Consider the following 16294-nt stretch of genomic DNA (forward strand, 5'->3'; position numbering starts at 1 on the left):
CCGGGAAGCGGCTGACGCAAGATTTCGGTCAATTCGACCATGGAGACGGCGCGGGACTCACCGCCGCCCGGGCCCTCAACCGAAGCTCCGGTCGTCGTGACGGTCCACGAAGTGCGAACGAGCGCCGATCGCGGTCGCTCCGTTGACGCCCGGGGCGCCGGCGGTGACGGGGGCCCGCTCGTCCGTGTCGGGGGCCCCGGCCGGCTCCGGGGACGCGGGCGCCGTCTCCTGCTCCGCCGCCGTCCCGGGAGCGGTCCCCCGCCTCCGGTACCGCGGCGGCACGAACCGCTGCGCCCACACCGGCACCCGCGGCCGGAAGCGCGGGAGCAGCAGCAGCACCAGCCCGACCGAGCTGAGGAAGACCACACCCAGCACGATCCACATGGACGCCGAGTTGACGGAGTACGCCAGCGCCCCGAAGCCGATCAGCGCCGACCAGAAGTACATGATCAGCACGGCCCGGCTGTGCGAGTGGCCGATCTCCAGCAGCCGGTGGTGCAGGTGACCCCGGTCGGCGGCGAACGGCGACTGGCCGCGCCAGGTGCGGCGGACGATCGCCAGGACCAGGTCGGCGGCGGGCACGGCGATGATCGTCAGCGGGAGCAGCAGCGGGATGTAGACCGGCACCGTCTGGTGGACCGCCGCCTTCTCCGAACCGGTGAACAGGGCGAGGGCGTCCGGGTCCACCTGACCGGTGATGGAGATCGCGCCCGCCGACAGCACCAGCCCGATCAGCATGGAGCCGGAGTCACCCATGAAGATCCGCGCCGGGTGCATGTTGTGCGGCAGGAAGCCCAGGCACATGCCCATCAGGATCGCCGCGAAGAGGGTGCCGGGGGCGGCGGCCTCGATGCCGTACGAGTACCAGATGCGGTACGCGTACAGGAAGAACGCGCCGGCCGCGATGCACACCATGCCGGCCGCGAGGCCGTCCAGGCCGTCCACGAAGTTCACCGCGTTGATCGTGATGACGACCAGCGCCACCGTCAGCAGGGTGCCCTGCCACTGGGTCAGGGCGACGTTGCCGACGCCCGGGATGGGCAGCCACAGGATCGTCAGACCCTGCATGACCATCACGCCCGCGGCGATCATCTGACCGCCCAGCTTGATCAGCGCGTCGATCTCGAACTTGTCGTCGAGGACGCCGATCAGCCAGATCAGGGCGGCGCCGGAGAGCAGCGCCCGCGGTTCGTTGGACTTGGCGAAGACCTCGTTGAGGTTGGTCAGGTGGTCGGCGACCAGCAGACCCGCGCACAGGCCGAAGAACATCGCGATACCGCCGAGGCGCGGAGTGGGTTCCCGGTGCACGTCACGTGCCCGGATCTCCGGCATCGCCCCGGCCACGATCGCGAACTTCCGCACCGGCCCTGTCAGCAGATACGTCACCGCGGCCGTGATGCAGAGCGTCAGCAGGTATTCACGCACGGGCTTCCCCACAGGTCTCGCTGGCCATCACAGCCCCACACCCTAGCGACGGATGCATATGGATGAGGACAGCCGGGTGGAGAGGATGGTTCCCCGGGGGCTGTCCGCCCTCGCTCCGCCGCGCTCCCGGGAGGCCCGCGACGGGACACACCAGGCATGTACGGAACCGCGCCCGCCCCCGCTCAGCCGGGATACGGCGGGTACGGGCCGGTGAGCGCGCGCACCTCCTCCCGCGCCGCGGCCGGCTCCGTCCGGCCGCGCAGCACGGCCGCCAGCAGTGCCGCGATCCGCACCATCTCCGGCTCGCCCATGCCCTGCGTCGTCACCGCGGCCGTGCCCAGCCGCAGCCCGCGGCCGTCGCCGTGCGGCAGCACGCAGCAGTCCAGCACCAGCCCGGCCGCGAGGAGCCGGCCGCGCGCGGTACGGCCGTCCACGCCGAGCGGAGCCGGGTCCGCGGTGATCAGGTGGGTGTCCGTGCCGCCGGTGGTGACGACGAGCCCCTCCGCGGCCAGGTGGCCGGCGAGCACGCGCGCGTTGGCGACCACCTGGTGGGCGTACACCGTGAAGGCGGGGGTCGCGGCCTCGCCGAACGCCACGGCCTTGGCGGCGATGGTGTGCATCTGGGCGCCGCCCTGGGTGAAGGGGAAGACGGCCCGGTCCACGCGCTCGGCCAGGCCGGCACCACACAGGATCATCCCGCCGCGCGGGCCGCGCAGCACTTTGTGGGTGGTCGCGCACACGATGTCCGCGTACGGCACGGGACTGGGTGCCGCTCCCCCGGCGACCAGCCCGATCGGATGGCCCGCGTCGGCGATCAGATAGGCGCCGACCTCGTCGGCGACCTGGCGGAAGAAGGCGTAGTCGATGTGGCGGGGGTAGGCGATCGAGCCGCACACGATGGCCTTGGGCCGGTGGTTGCGCGCCAGGTGGCGCACCTGGTCGTGGTCGATGAGCCCCGTCTCGGCGTCGACGCCGTAGCCGACGAAGTCGAACCAGCGGCCGGAGAAGTTCGCCGGCGAGCCGTGGGTGAGGTGACCGCCGTAGGGCAGGCCGAGGGCGAGGACGGTGTCGCCGGGGCGCAGCAGGGCCGCGTAGGCGGCCAGGACGGCCGAGGAGCCGGAGTGCGGCTGGACGTTGGCGTGCTCGGCGCCGAACAGGGCCGTGGCCCGGTCGATGGCGGCGCGCTCGGCGACGTCGACGATCTCGCAGCCGCCGTGGTGCCGGGCGCCCGGGTAGCCCTCGGCGTACTTGTTGGCGAGCGGTGAGCCGAGGGCCGCCAGCACGGCCGGCGAGCAGAAGTTCTCGGCGGCGATCAGCTGGAGCGTCGTGGACTGCCGCGTCAGCTCCCCGAGCAGGAGCTCGGCCATCGCCGGGTCCTGCCGCCGCAGGACATCGGTCTCGTGGGCGGTGGTGACCGACATGACGGGCTCCGGGCGGTCGACGGTGACGTATCCCCAATGTAGGCCCGGGGTACGGCCGACGCGCGGCTGTCACGGCCGATATGCCGCATGTGCAGGTGTCAGGTGTGCGCGGGTACACCCGTCAGCGCGGTGACGACCGGGTCCAGCGCGTCCCGTATCTCGTCGCCGACGGACCGGAAGAAGGTGAGCGGGGCGCCGTACGGGTCGTACACCTCGTCCGCCTCGGCGGTCGGGGCGAGCAGCCAGCCGCGCAGCGCCGCCGCCGCACGCACCAGCGCCCTGGCCCGCATGACCACACCGTCCTCCAGCGGAGGCAGGGTGGCCGGATCTATCGCCCGGACCAGCCGGGTGAACTCCTTCAGGGTGAAGGTGCGCAGGCCCGCCGAATGGCCCATGGAGATGACCTGGGCGCGGTGGTCGCGGGTGGCGGTGAGCACGAGGTCGGCCATGACCACGTGCTCGTCCAGCAGCTCCCGGCCGACGAAGCCGGTCGCGTCCGCGCCGAACTCGCCGAGCACGGTCTCCGCGTTCGCCTCCATGGGCGCGCCCTCGTGGCCCCAGGTGCCCGCGCTCTCCACGACCAGCCCGCCGCCGAGCACACCGAGCCGCTCCATGACGAAGTGGCGGGTCAGCCGCTCGGTGATGGGCGAGCGGCACACGTTGCCGGTACTGACGTGGAGGATGCGGAAGGTGTCGCGGGGGAAGCCGAACGTCGTCGTCTCCTCCGCGCTGAAGCCCCCGCCGCCTATGCCACGCATGGGGGCACCCCCTGGTCGAGCGCCGAGAGCCCGGGGGTGTCAGGGGCCGTCAATTCGCCACCTCGAGGTCGGGTACGACCTTGCGCAGCTCCTCCGCGGAGAGCGCGCCGGCGCGCAGCAGCAGCGGCACCTCGCGGGAGACGTCGACGATGGACGACGGCACGTTGCCGGGGGTGGGGCCGCCGTCGAGGTAGACGGAGACGGAGTCGCCGAGCATCTGCTGGGCGGCGTCGCAGTCCTCGGGCGCCGGGTGGCCGGTGAGGTTGGCCGAGGAGACGGCCATCGGGCCGACCTCGGTGAGCAGCTCGATGGCGACCGGATGCAGCGGCATGCGCACGGCCACCGTGCCCCGGGTGTCACCGAGGTCCCACTGGAGGGACGGCTGGTGCTTGGCGACGAGCGTCAGGGCGCCCGGCCAGAACGCGTCGACCAGTTCCCAGGCCAGCTCGGAGAAGTCCGTCACGAGACCGTGCAGGGTGTTCGGGGAGCCGATGAGGACGGGGGTGGGCATGTTGCGGCCCCGGCCCTTGGCGGCGAGCAGGTCGGCGACGGCCTCCGAGGAGAACGCGTCGGCGCCGATGCCGTACACCGTGTCGGTCGGCAGCACCACCAGCTCGCTCCGGCGGACGGCGGACGCGGCCTCGCGCAGACCCGTCACGCGGTCGGTCGCGTCGTTGGTGTCGTATCGCCGTGCCATGTCTAGCGGGCCTCCTCGTACACGTACTGCGGGGTTGAAGTCAGCGGGATGGTCACGGCAGCGCCTTGCGGGCGGTGGCGAAGCGTGGCCGGTTGTTGAGGTCGGGGTGGTCGGCCGCGTCGGCCCAGCCCCGCTCCTCGGTGAAGATCCAGGGCACCTGGCCGCCCTGGGTGTCGGCGTGCTCGATGACGACGACGCCGCCGGGGCGCAGCAGCCGGTGGGCGGTGCGTTCGATGCCCCGGATGAGGTCGAGTCCGTCCTCGCCGGAGAACAGCGCCAGCTCGGGGTCGTAGTCGCGGGCCTCGGGGGCGACGTACTCCCACTCGGTGAGCGGGATGTACGGCGGGTTGGAGATGACCAGGTCGACCTGGCCGTCGAGGTCCGGGAAGGCCGTGAGGGCGTCGCCCTGGCGCAGGTCGACCCGCGAGCCGGCCACGTTCTTGCGCGTCCACACGAGGGCGTCCTCGGACAGCTCCACGGCGTGCACGCGCGAGCGCGGCACCTCCTGGGCGAGGGCGAGCGCGATGGCTCCGGAGCCGGTGCACAGATCGACGATGCACGGCTCGACGACGTCCATGGCGCGGACCGCGTCTATGGCCCAGCCGACCACGGACTCGGTCTCCGGCCGGGGCACGAACACCCCGGGGCCGACCTGGAGTTCCAGGTAGCGGAAGTAGGCCCGGCCGGTGATGTGCTGGAGCGGCTCGCGCTGCTCGCGCCGGGCGATGACCTCCCAGTACCGGGCGTCGAAGTCGGCGTCCTTCACGGAGTGCAGTGCGCCGCGCTTCACGCCGTGCACGAACGCGGCCAGCTCCTCCGCGTCGGTGCGCGGCGAGGGCACGCCGGCGTCGGCCAGCCGCTGGGTGGCCTGGGCCACCTCGGCGAGCAGCAGGTTCACGCGAGTCCTCCGTGTCGTACTCGTGCGTACGGGTGTTACGCGGCGGCGAGCTTCGCCGCCGAGTCGGCGTCGACGCAGGCCTGGATCACCGCGTCGAGGTCGCCGTCCAGGACCTGGTCCAGGTTGTACGCCTTGAAGCCGACGCGGTGGTCCGAGAGACGGTTCTCCGGGAAGTTGTAGGTGCGGATCTTCTCGGAGCGGTCGACGGTGCGGACCTGGCTGCGGCGGGCGTCGGCCGCCTCCCGCTCCGCCTCCTCCTGCGCCGCGGCGAGCAGCCTGGAGCGCAGGATACGCATCGCCTGCTCCTTGTTCTGCAGCTGGCTCTTCTCGTTCTGGCAGGAGGCGACGACACCGGTCGGGATGTGCGTGATGCGCACGGCGGAGTCAGTGGTGTTGACCGACTGGCCGCCCGGACCGGAGGACCGGTAGACGTCGATGCGCAGGTCGTTCTGGTTGATCTCGACGTCGACCTCCTCGGCCTCCGGCGTGACGAGGACGCCGGCCGCGGAGGTGTGGATACGGCCCTGGGACTCGGTCGCCGGCACACGCTGCACGCGGTGCACGCCGCCCTCGTACTTCAGCCGTGCCCAGACGCCCTGGCCGGGCTCGGTGGCCCCCTGGCCACCCTTGGTCTTCACGGCGACCTGGACGTCCTTGTAGCCGCCCAGCTCGGACTCGGTGGCGTCGATGATCTCGGTCTTCCAGCCGACGCGCTCGGCGTAGCGCAGGTACATCCGCAGCAGGTCGCCGGCGAACAGTGCCGACTCGTCGCCGCCCGCGCCCGCCTTGATCTCCAGGATGACGTCCTTGTCGTCGCTGGGGTCGCGCGGGACGAGCAGCAGCCGCAGCTTCTCGGTCAGCTCCTCGCGCTGCTTCTCCAGGTCCTTCACCTCGGCGGCGAAGTCGGGATCGTCGGCGGCGAACTCGCGCGCGGTCTCGATGTCGTCGCCGGTCTGCTTCCAGGAGCGGTACGTGGCGACGATCGGGGTCAGCTCGGCGTAGCGCTTGTTCAGCTTGCGCGCGTTCGCCTGGTCGGCGTGGACCGACGGGTCGGCGAGCTTCTTCTCCAGATCGGCGTGCTCGGCGACGAGTTCCTCGACGGCCTCGAACATCTTGGGCTCCTGTACTGCGGTGAAAGGGAAGGGCGACGACCAAAAACGCCGGTCCCGGGCGCACCCCCGGACAGGGTGCGGCCGTGGACCGGCGAAATGGGGCTCGCTACTTCTTGGAGCCGGCGGCCTTGCCGAAGCGGGCCTCGAAGCGGGCCACACGGCCACCGGTGTCGAGGATCTTCTGCTTGCCCGTGTAGAACGGGTGGCACTCGGAGCAGACCTCGGCCCGGATGGCGCCGGACTCGATGGTGCTACGGGTGGTGAACGACGCGCCACAGGTGCAGCTGACCTGCGTCTCGACGTACTCGGGGTGGATGTCGCGCTTCAAGGTGTCTCCTAGGTTTCGGGAGGGCGCCGGGTCGCCCGTCGCGGGATGCGGGAGCGTGAACCGGAGCCGACGTACCAGTCTGCCAGGACTGGGGCCATCCACCCAAACCGGGGGTGCGGTTGTTCTATTCCCCCGGGTGGGAGCGCCGGGGCCGCGGCCGGGTCCGGGGGCGGACGTGGACGCGGTCCGGGAGTGGACGCGGACACGGTCCGGGAGTGGACGCGGCCGGGTCCGGGAGCGGGGTGCTAGCCGACCACGCCCTTGGCCTCACCCGTGGCGGTGCCCTCGGTGGCGGCCCGCGGGATCGGCGCGTCCTTCTTCAGGGCGTCCCAGACCAGCTGCGCCTTGGACTTCGCCAGCAGGACGCGGTTGGGGTTGGCCGGGTCGTACTGGACGGGCATCGTCACCATCTTCATGTGGGACGAGCTGATGCCCTTCAGGCCGTCGGCGAAGTCCGTGAGGGAGTTGACCGAGCCGAGGTCGGAGTCGGTGGTGACGGCCTTGGTGGCGGTGTCGGCGAGGTCGTACAGCCTCTTCGGGTTCGAGAAGACGCCGACGTGCTTGACCTGGTCGATCAGGGCCTTGACGAACGCCTGCTGGAGCTGGATGCGGCCCAGGTCGGAGCCGTCGCCCACGCCGTGCCGGGTGCGGACCAGGCCGAGGGCCTGTTCGCCGTTCAGGGTGTGCGGGCCGGCCTCGAGGTTCAGGTGGCTCTGCGGGTCGTGGATGGCCTTCGTCGTGGTGATGTCGACGCCGCCGAGGTCGTCGATGAGCTTCTGGAAGCCCGCGAAGTCGACCTCCAGGTAGTGGTCCATCCGGATGCCGGTGATCGACTCCACGGTCTTCACGGCGCACGCCGCGCCGCCGGTGGAGTACGCCTCGTTGAACATCACGCCGGACGCGGCGGGGTGCTGGGTGCCCTTGGTGTCGGTGCACCGGGGGCGGTCGACGAGGGTGTCCCGTGGGATCGAGACCACACTGGCCTTCTTGTGGCCCTCGTACACGTGGACGATCATCGCGGTGTCGGAGCGGGCGCTGCCGTCGTCCGTACCGCCGCCGAGCTTCTTGTTCGTGCCGGAGCGGGTGTCCGAGCCCAGGACCAGGATGTTCTCGGAGCCGTTGTCGATCTTCGTGGGCCGGTCGCTGCCGAGGGCCTGGTTGATGTCGACGCTGTGCAGGTTGCCGTTGAGCTTGAAGTACACGTACCCGGCGCCGGTACCGCCCAGCACGACCACACCCGCGGCGGTCCAGGCCGTCGCGCGCATGGCCTTGCGGCCGGTGCTGGGTGCCTTGCGCCGGCGTCCCTTGCTCCGGCGGCGGGGTCCGGTCGTGCCCGCCCCGGTTATGGCGGGCTCGGGCGTGCTCTCGGCGGCCACATCGCTCCTAGGTCTCGCTGGTCGGTTACCCCCTGCAGTCAGGGTCGGGTGCGGTCGTCACCGCTCCATCGTCGCTCCGACTGGTCAGACGGAGAAACTCGGGAAAGGGTTGCACAACGCAAAGTGCCCGTCGCGTGCAGCGACGGACACGGTGCGCAGCCGGAGGAGCCGGGAGTACCCGGTTCACCTGCGATTTCGACCGAGGACGCCGTACGGCGGGACACCCGCGCCGACGGTCCCGGCTGTGGCAAAGGTCTCGCCGGCGCCGGGCGGAACCCGGCCCCCCGCTACGCGGGAAGGCCGCCCCCCGTCACTCCTGTGACGGGGGGCGGCCTTCCTCGCAGCTGCGGGCCGGCGACCCTGGAGGGTCAGGTGAGCGCGCGGTGCACCACGGACGAGCCGCGGCTCCGGGCGGTCGCCGTCACCTCGACGGCGCCGGTCGCTCAGTCGCCGTTGCCGGGCGTCGGCGTCGTCTTCTGGATCTGCATCAGGAACTCGACGTTCGACTTGGTCTGCTTCATCTTGTCGAGGAGCAGCTCGATCGCCTGCTGCTGGTCCAGCGCGTGCAGCACCCGGCGGAGCTTCCAGACGACGGCCAGCTCCTCGTTGCCGAGCAGGATCTCTTCCTTACGGGTACCGGACGCGTCCACGTCCACCGCGGGGAAGATGCGCTTGTCGGCGAGCTTCCGGTCGAGCTTGAGCTCCATGTTGCCGGTGCCCTTGAACTCCTCGAAGATCACCTCGTCCATGCGGGACCCGGTGTCCACCAGGGCGGTGGCGAGGATGGTCAGCGAGCCGCCGTCCTCGATGTTGCGGGCCGCACCGAAGAAGCGCTTCGGCGGGTACAGCGCGGTCGAGTCGACACCACCGGACAGGATGCGGCCGGACGCCGGCGCCGCCAGGTTGTAGGCGCGGCCCAGACGGGTGATGGAGTCGAGCAGCACGACCACGTCGTGACCCAGCTCGACGAGACGCTTGGCGCGCTCGATGGCCAGCTCGGCGACGGTGGTGTGGTCCTCGGCCGGGCGGTCGAAGGTCGAGGAGATGACCTCGCCCTTGACCGACCGCTGCATGTCGGTGACCTCTTCCGGACGCTCGTCGACCAGGACGACCATCAGGTGGCACTCGGGGTTGTTGTGCGTGATCGCGTTGGCGATCGCCTGCATGATCATGGTCTTGCCGGTCTTCGGCGGGGCCACGATCAGGCCGCGCTGGCCCTTGCCGATCGGCGAGACCAGGTCGATGATCCGGGTGGTGAGCACGCCCGGGTCCGTCTCCAGGCGGAGGCGGTCCTGCGGGTAGAGCGGGGTCAGCTTGTTGAACTCCGGGCGGCCGCGGCCGTGTTCGGGCGCCATGCCGTTGACGGAGTCCAGCCGGACCAGCGCGTTGAACTTCTCGCGGCGCTCGCCCTCCTTCGGCTGGCGGACCGCACCGGTGACGTGGTCACCCTTGCGCAGGCCGTTCTTGCGGACCTGGGCGAGGGAGACGTACACGTCGTTCGGGCCCGGCAGGTAGCCGGAGGTCCGGATGAAGGCGTAGTTGTCGAGGATGTCCAGGATGCCCGCGACGGGGATCAGGACGTCGTCCTCGGCCAGCTGCGGCTCGGCGGCGATCTCGTCGCGGCCACGGCGGCCACGGCGGTCGCGGTAGCGGCCACGGCGGCCACGGCGGCCGCCCTCGAAGTCGTCGTCGTCCTGCTGCTGCTGTTGCTGCCGGTCCTGACGACCACCCTGCTGGCCCTGCTGCTGGCGCTGGCCGCCCTGGCCCTGCTGGTCGTCGCCCTTGTTGCGGCGGTCACGGTCGCGGCCGCGCTCGCGGCGGTCGCGGCGGCCACGCCCCTCGCCGTCACCGGCGTCACCCTTGGCCTCGCCCTGCTGCGACTGCGCGGGCGTCTCGGCCTTGGAGTCGTTCCTCGCCTCGGCGGCGACGCTCTCCGCGCCGTTGCCCGGGCTGCCCGCATCGGCGGTGGCACGGCGGCGGCGGCGCTCGGCCGGGGCGTCGTCGGCGGCACCCGCCTGCTCGGCCGGGGCCTTGGGGGACGGCTGGCCGGGGATCTCGATCTGCTGCTGGGCCACGGCCTTCTTCTCGGCGGGGGCCTCGGCGGCCTTGTCCGCCTTCTTCCCGGCGGTCTCCTCACCGGTGCGGGCCTTGGAGGTGGCCCGGCGCTTCGGCTTGGTCTCGGTGGCGTCCCCGGCGGGGGCGGACGCCGCCTTCGGGGCACCTCCCCCGGCCGCCTGCGCCTCCTTGATGACCTCGATCAGCTGGCTCTTGCGCATCCGCGCGGTGCCCCTGATGCCGAGGCCCGAGGCGACCTGCTGCAGCTCGGCCAGCACCATGCCCTCGAGGCCGGTACCACGGCGCCGCCGGGAGCCGGCACCGGTGGCAGGCGCGGAGGCGTCCGTGGCGGGCGCGGCAGCGGTCTCCTCGACACGTGCGCCCATCAGATCGGTGGTGTCGCTCACGAAGGGTCCTTCCCTGGAGCGGACGTCGGCCTGTCTGGCTCGGCGACCGGTTGTGCTGTCCGGCTACGGTTCTGTCTTCTGTGAACCGTGCCGGGGCGGTGGTCCGCCAAAGCGGCGGAAGAAATGTGCGGTGATGGCGCTTCCGCGAGTCGTGGCACTCAGTGTCACGTGGCGTGGTAGCACCGGTTCCGAAGCTCCCCCGGAGGGGATACCCCCACCGGCGGCCCGCTCAGTGCTCGCATACGACGTACTGCCCAGGTACGACGCAAGGAACACGGAGTGGCGCGGGAGGTTCCCGGAAGAATGTCTGTCCCGGAGGGGGACACAAGGCACCTCGCCATGGTGGGGTCGGGTGCAGACTTGAGATTAACACTACCGGATCCAACAAACATTCCCCCTCTCCAAATCCGGCAACCGTGTGTCAGGTCGCAAGCGGCAGCACGCTCGCTCCCCGGACGTCCAGGTCCAGCCGGTTGGCGGCCCAGCCCGCACCCGCGAGGTGCGAGACCTTGTCGGCGCTGTCGGTGTCGGCGAGGGCCATGACGGTGGGTCCGGCGCCCGAGATCACGGCCGGGATGCCGTCGGCGCGCAGCCGCTCCACCAGCGCGGCGCTCTCCGGCATGGCCGGGGCGCGGTACTCCTGGTGGAGACGGTCCTCGGTGGCGGGCAGCAGCAGTTCGGGACGCCTGGTCAGCGCCTCGACCAGCAGGGCGGCGCGGCCCGCGTTGGCGGCGGCGTCCACGTGCGGCACGGTGCGCGGGAGCAGGCCGCGCGCGGTCTCGGTCAGGACCGGCTTCCCGGGGACGAAAACCACCGGAACGATGGAATCGTGCGGCTCCATCCTGATGGCGCGGGCGGTGCCGGCCTCCATCCAGGACAGGGTGAAACCGCCGAGGAGACAGGCGGCCACGTTGTCGGGGTGGCCCTCGATCTCGGTGGCCAGCTCCAGCAGCGCGGCGTCGTCCATCCGGGCCTCGCCGCCTATGGTCACGGCGCGGGCGGCCACGATGCCGGCGCAGATCGCGGCGGAGGAGGAACCCAGGCCCCGGCCGTGCGGGATGCGGTTGGCGCAGACGATCTCCAGGCCGCGGGGCTGCCCGCCCAGCAGATCGAAGGCGGTGCGCAGGGAGCGGACGAGAAGGTGGCTCTCGTCGCGCGGGAGGGTCTCGCCGCCCTCGCCCGCGATGTCGATGTGCAGCCCGGAGTCGGCCACCCGGACGACCACGTCGTCGTAGAGCCCCAGCGCGAGGCCCAGGGCGTCGAAGCCCGGGCCGAGGTTGGCGCTGGTGGCGGGGACGCGCACCCGGACGGCGGCGGCGCGGAAGGCTGGACCGGCCATCGCTCGAAGACTCTCCTTGAGCTGCGTGACGGTCGAATGACGCTCGAGGGATTCGATGGCCATTCGGTGGACTGCCGATGACTGACGTGCGAAGACCCGTCGGGCCGCGGAGACGGCGCGGCCTCGTGCCATACGCGAGGGCATATGCGGTAGGCGGGTTCGCCACAGCCTATCGAAGGAAGGTTCTGTGGCGACATAGGGCGCACAGGAGGCGCACGATGCGTGTCGTAAGCCCCCTGTGCACCGCGTCAGGGACGCGCCGGAACCGAGTGCTCAGGCGAGGCCGAGGCGCTCGGCCGCGGTGGCCGCGTCGACCGGGACGGTGACCGGCTGCGGGGCGCCGGCGACGGCCCAGTCGGGGTCCTTCAGGCCGTTGCCGGTGACGGTGCACACGATGCGCTGGCCCGGGTCGACCTTGCCCTGCTCCGCGGCCTTGAGCAGACCGGCCACGGAGGCGGCGGAGGCGGGCTCCACGAAGACGCCCTCCTGGGCGGCCAACAGGCGGTAAGCGCGCAGGATCTCACGGTCCGTCACCTCGTCGATGGCACCGCCGGACTCGTCCCGCGCGGCCAGGGCGTAGGTCCAGGAGGCGGGGTTGCCGATGCGGATGGCGGTGGCGATGGTCGACGGGTCCTTGACGACCTCGCCGCGCACGATGGGCGCGCTGCCGGACGCCTGGAAGCCCCACATGCGCGGGGTGCGGGAGGCGACGCCGTCGGCGGCGTACTCCCGGTAGCCCTTCCAGTAGGCCGTGATGTTGCCCGCGTTGCCGACCGGCAGGACATGGATGTCGGGCGCGTCGCCGAGCATGTCCACGATCTCGAAGGCGGCCGTCTTCTGGCCCTCGATGCGCACCGGGTTGACCGAATTCACCAGCGCCACCGGGTAGTTCTCGCTCAGCGCCCGGGCGAGGGTGAGGCAGTCGTCGAAGTTGCCGTCGACCTGGAGGATCTTCGCGCCGTGCACGAGGGCCTGGCCCATCTTGCCGAGGGCGATCTTGCCCTGCGGCACCAGCACGGCCGACACCATGCCCGCGCGCACCGCGTAGGCGGCGGCGGAGGCAGAGGTGTTGCCCGTGGAGGCACAGATGACGGCCTTCGCCCCCTCCTCCTTGGCCTTGCTGATGGCCATGGTCATACCGCGGTCCTTGAAGGACCCGGTGGGGTTGGCCCCCTCCACCTTCAGGTGGACCTCGCAGCCCGTGCGCTCGGAGAGCACCTGCGCGGGCACGAGGGGCGTGCCGCCCTCGCGGAGCGTCACGACCGGCGTGGTGTCGGATACCGGCAGCCGGTCCCGGTACTCCTCGATGATTCCGCGCCACTGGTGGGTCGTCATTGCTGGTTACTCTCCTTCAACCCGCATGATGCTGGCGACACCCCGCACGGTGTCGAGCTTGCGCAGTGCCTCGACGGTCCCGGTGAGGGAGGCGTCGGAGGCCCGGTGGGTGACGACGACGAGGGAGGCCTCGCCGTCCTTGCCTTGCTGCCGAACGGTGTCGATCGACACCCCGTGCTCGGCGAAGACGGTCGCGACCTGGGCGAGCACGCCCGGTTTGTCCGCGACGTCCAGGCTGATGTGGTAGCGCGTGACGACGTCGCCCATCGGGGAGACGGTCAGGTCGGCGTAGGCCGACTCGCCGGGTCCGGTGGCGCCGTTCAGCCGGTTGCGGCAGACCGCGACGAGGTCGCCGAGGACGGCGGAGGCGGTGGGCGAGCCACCGGCGCCGGGCCCGTAGAACATCAGCTGTCCGGCGGCCTCGCTCTCCACGAACACGGCGTTGTACGCGCCGCGCACGGAGGCGAGCGGATGGCTCAGCGGGATCATGGCCGGGTGCACGCGCGCGGTGACGGACGCACCGTCCCTGGACCGCTCGCAGATGGCGAGCAGCTTGATGGTGCAGCCCATCTCCGCGGCGGAGCGGAAGTCGGCGGCGGTGACCTCGGTCATGCCCTCGCGGTAGACGTCGTCCAGCCGCACCCGCGTGTGGAAGGCGATCCCGGCGAGGATGGCGGCCTTGGCGGCGGCGTCGAAGCCCTCGACGTCGGCGGTCGGATCGGCCTCCGCGTACCCGAGCGCGGTGGCCTCGTCCAGGGCCTCCTGGTAGCCGGCCCCCGTGGAGTCCATCTTGTCGAGGATGAAGTTGGTGGTGCCGTTGACGATGCCGAGCACCCGGTTGACCTTGTCGCCGGCGAGCGACTCGCGCAGCGGCCGGATCAGCGGGATGGCGCCGGCGACGGCGGCCTCGTAGTAGAGGTCCTTGCCGTGCTCCCCGGCGGCCGCGTGCAGCGCGGCGCCGTCCTGGGCGAGCAGGGCCTTGTTGGCGGAGACGACCGAGGCGCCGTGCTCGAAGGCGGTGGTGATGAGCGTCCGGGCGGGCTCGATGCCCCCGATGACCTCCACCACCACGTCGATGTCCCCGCGTTTGACCAGGGCGGTGGCGTCGGTGGTGACGAGCGCGGGGTCGATGCCCTCGCGCTCCTTGCCGGTACGCCGTACGGCCACGCCGGCCAGCTCCACCGGGGCCCCGATCCGGGCGGCGAGGTCGTCGGCGTGCGTCGTCATGATGCGCGCCACCTCTGAGCCGACCACTCCACAGCCCAGCAGCGCCACCTTCAGCGGACGCGTACGCATCATCCGACCTCGTTTCCTCATACCGTCTACGGTTGGACCAGTCTCACTCACCGGACGGGAGTTTCTACCCTTCGTCCGGATCGTGAGACATCTATTTCATTTGTACGGGACCGGGTGACCGGAGATCTTCCGGCCCCCCGGGCAGCGTCACCCGACGTCGAGACGCAGGAGGTCCTCCTCCGTCTCACGCCGGACGATCACCCGGGCCGCGCCGTCCTGTACGGCGACGACGGGCGGCCGGAGCACATGGTTGTAGTTGCTGGCCATGGAGCGGCAGTAGGCACCGGTGGCCGGCACCGCGATCAGGTCACCCGGAGCCAGGTCGGCGGGCAGGAACGCGTCCTTCACCACGATGTCCCCGCTCTCGCAGTGCTTGCCGACGACCCGTGCGAGCATCGGCGCGGCGTCGGAGGTCCGGGAGACGAGTGCGACGCTGTACTCGGCGTCGTACAGCGCGGTGCGGATGTTGTCCGACATGCCGCCGTCGACCGAGACGTACGTCCGCAGCCCGTCGAGCGGCTTGACGGTGCCGACCTCGTACAGCGTGAAGGCGGTGGGGCCGACGATGGCGCGCCCCGGCTCCACGGAGATCCGCGGGGTCCGCAGCCGCGCGCTCTCGCACTCCCGGGCCACGATCTCGGTGAGCGCCTTGGCGATCTCGTGCGGCTCACGCGGGTCGTCGTCGCTCGTGTAGGCGATACCGAGGCCGCCGCCCAGGTCGATCTCGGGCAGCTCGACACCGTGCTCGTCCCGGACGTCCTTGAGCAGCCCGACCACCCGGTGGGCCGCGACCTCGAAGCCCGACATGTCGAAGATCTGCGAGCCGATGTGGGAGTGGATCCCGATCAGCTCCAGCCCGTCCAGCTGCAGCGCCCGCCGCACGGCCTCGGCGGCCTGGCCGCCGGCGAGCGGGATCCCGAACTTCTGGTCCTCGTGGGCGGTGGCGATGAACTCGTGCGTGTGCGCCTCCACCCCCACCGTGATGCGGATCTGGACCTTCTGCCGCTTGCCCAGCGACTGCGCCGCGTGGGCGACCCGCACGATCTCCTGGAAGGAGTCGAGCACGATCCGCCCCACCCCGGCGCTGACGGCCCGGTGGATCTCCTCGGCGGACTTGTTGTTGCCGTGGAAGGCGATGCGCTCGGCGGGCATCCCGGCGGACAGCGCGGTGGCCAGCTCACCGCCGGAGCACACGTCCAGGTTGAGCCCCTCCTCGTGCAGCCACCGCACGACGGCCCGGGAGAGGAACGCCTTGCCGGCGTAGAAGACGTCGGCGTCCGGGCCGAAGGCGGTGCGCCAGGCACGCGCCCGGGCCCGGAAGTCGGCCTCGTCGAGGATGTAGGCGGGCGTGCCGAACTCCTCGGCGAGCCGGGTGACGGGGATCCCCCCGACGGCGACCACACCGTCCTCGTCCCGGCCGACGGTCTGCGCCCACACCTTGGGGTCGAGGACGTTGAGATCGGCGGGCGGCGCGGAGTAGTGCCCCTCGGGCAGGACGTCGGCGTGACGGGGCCCGGCAGGGTGGGCGGAACGGCTCATGACGTGGCTCTCAGACTCTCTGTCTCTCACCGGGGCGCGTCCTCATCGGGCGCCTCAGAGGTGTTCGGGTGCGTCGATACCGAGCAGGGACAGGCCGCCGGCCAGCACCGTCCCGGCGGCTTCGGCAAGCGCCAGCCGGGCCCGGTGGGCGGCCGAGGGTTTCTCCTCCCCGACGGGCAGCACGAAGGGCAACAGGGGCAGCAAGGCATCGGCGACGGTGACGAGATGCCGGGCAACCCGGTCCGGGGCACGGTGGGTGGCGGCCACGGCGAGAATGCGGGGGTGGGCGGCCAGGGGGGCCAGGAGGG

General features: G+C 71.5%; 14 protein-coding genes. All 14 read right to left on the reverse strand.

Annotated elements, in window-relative coordinates:
- Positions 1 to 75 precede the first annotated feature (75 nt).
- Entirely contained in the window at positions 76 to 1425 is a 1350-nt protein-coding gene (locus GT045_RS29045) for an MraY family glycosyltransferase (RefSeq protein ID WP_161335995.1), read from the reverse strand.
- Between the two features lie 182 nt (positions 1426 to 1607).
- A complete protein-coding gene (glyA, locus tag GT045_RS29050; RefSeq protein ID WP_161291542.1) occupies positions 1608 to 2846 on the reverse strand; it encodes a serine hydroxymethyltransferase in 1239 nt (412 codons plus the stop codon).
- A 98-nt stretch (positions 2847 to 2944) separates the two neighbouring features.
- Entirely contained in the window at positions 2945 to 3604 is a 660-nt protein-coding gene (locus GT045_RS29055; protein ID WP_161291544.1) for a protein-tyrosine-phosphatase, read from the reverse strand.
- A 49-nt stretch (positions 3605 to 3653) separates the two neighbouring features.
- Positions 3654 to 4301: an L-threonylcarbamoyladenylate synthase gene (locus GT045_RS29060; RefSeq protein ID WP_161291545.1), complete on the reverse strand. Its 648-nt coding sequence runs from the start codon at positions 4299 to 4301 to the stop codon at positions 3654 to 3656.
- A gap of 52 nt (positions 4302 to 4353) precedes the next feature.
- A complete protein-coding gene (prmC, locus tag GT045_RS29065; protein WP_161291547.1) occupies positions 4354 to 5199 on the reverse strand; it encodes a peptide chain release factor N(5)-glutamine methyltransferase in 846 nt (281 codons plus the stop codon).
- A 35-nt stretch (positions 5200 to 5234) separates the two neighbouring features.
- Positions 5235 to 6311: a peptide chain release factor 1 gene (gene prfA, locus GT045_RS29070; protein WP_161291549.1), complete on the reverse strand. Its 1077-nt coding sequence runs from the start codon at positions 6309 to 6311 to the stop codon at positions 5235 to 5237.
- 106 nt (positions 6312 to 6417) lie between these two features.
- A complete protein-coding gene (gene rpmE / locus GT045_RS29075; protein ID WP_161291551.1) occupies positions 6418 to 6639 on the reverse strand; it encodes a 50S ribosomal protein L31 in 222 nt (73 codons plus the stop codon).
- Positions 6640 to 6884: 245 nt separating this feature from the next.
- Entirely contained in the window at positions 6885 to 8015 is a 1131-nt protein-coding gene (locus GT045_RS29080) for an LCP family protein (protein ID WP_161335996.1), read from the reverse strand.
- Positions 8016 to 8458: 443 nt separating this feature from the next.
- Positions 8459 to 10477 (reverse strand): transcription termination factor Rho, encoded by a 2019-nt coding sequence (gene rho / locus GT045_RS29085; RefSeq protein WP_161335997.1) that lies wholly within the window; start codon positions 10475 to 10477, stop codon positions 8459 to 8461.
- A gap of 421 nt (positions 10478 to 10898) precedes the next feature.
- Positions 10899 to 11816 (reverse strand): homoserine kinase, encoded by a 918-nt coding sequence (gene thrB, locus GT045_RS29090; protein ID WP_161291558.1) that lies wholly within the window; start codon positions 11814 to 11816, stop codon positions 10899 to 10901.
- A 273-nt stretch (positions 11817 to 12089) separates the two neighbouring features.
- A complete protein-coding gene (gene thrC / locus GT045_RS29095; RefSeq protein WP_161291559.1) occupies positions 12090 to 13151 on the reverse strand; it encodes a threonine synthase in 1062 nt (353 codons plus the stop codon).
- A gap of 6 nt (positions 13152 to 13157) precedes the next feature.
- Positions 13158 to 14450 (reverse strand): homoserine dehydrogenase, encoded by a 1293-nt coding sequence (locus GT045_RS29100; protein ID WP_161335998.1) that lies wholly within the window; start codon positions 14448 to 14450, stop codon positions 13158 to 13160.
- A 144-nt stretch (positions 14451 to 14594) separates the two neighbouring features.
- Positions 14595 to 15986 carry a diaminopimelate decarboxylase gene (gene lysA / locus GT045_RS29105; protein WP_161291563.1) on the reverse strand — a complete coding sequence of 464 codons (1392 nt, stop codon included), beginning with the start codon at positions 15984 to 15986 and terminating at the stop codon, positions 14595 to 14597.
- Between the two features lie 54 nt (positions 15987 to 16040).
- On the reverse strand, positions 16041 to 16294 hold a 254-nt coding region (locus GT045_RS29110), incomplete at its 5' end, for a DALR anticodon-binding domain-containing protein (protein WP_272926915.1).

Source organism: Streptomyces sp. SID486, assembly GCF_009865385.1.
GTDB lineage: Bacteria > Actinomycetota > Actinomycetes > Streptomycetales > Streptomycetaceae > Streptomyces.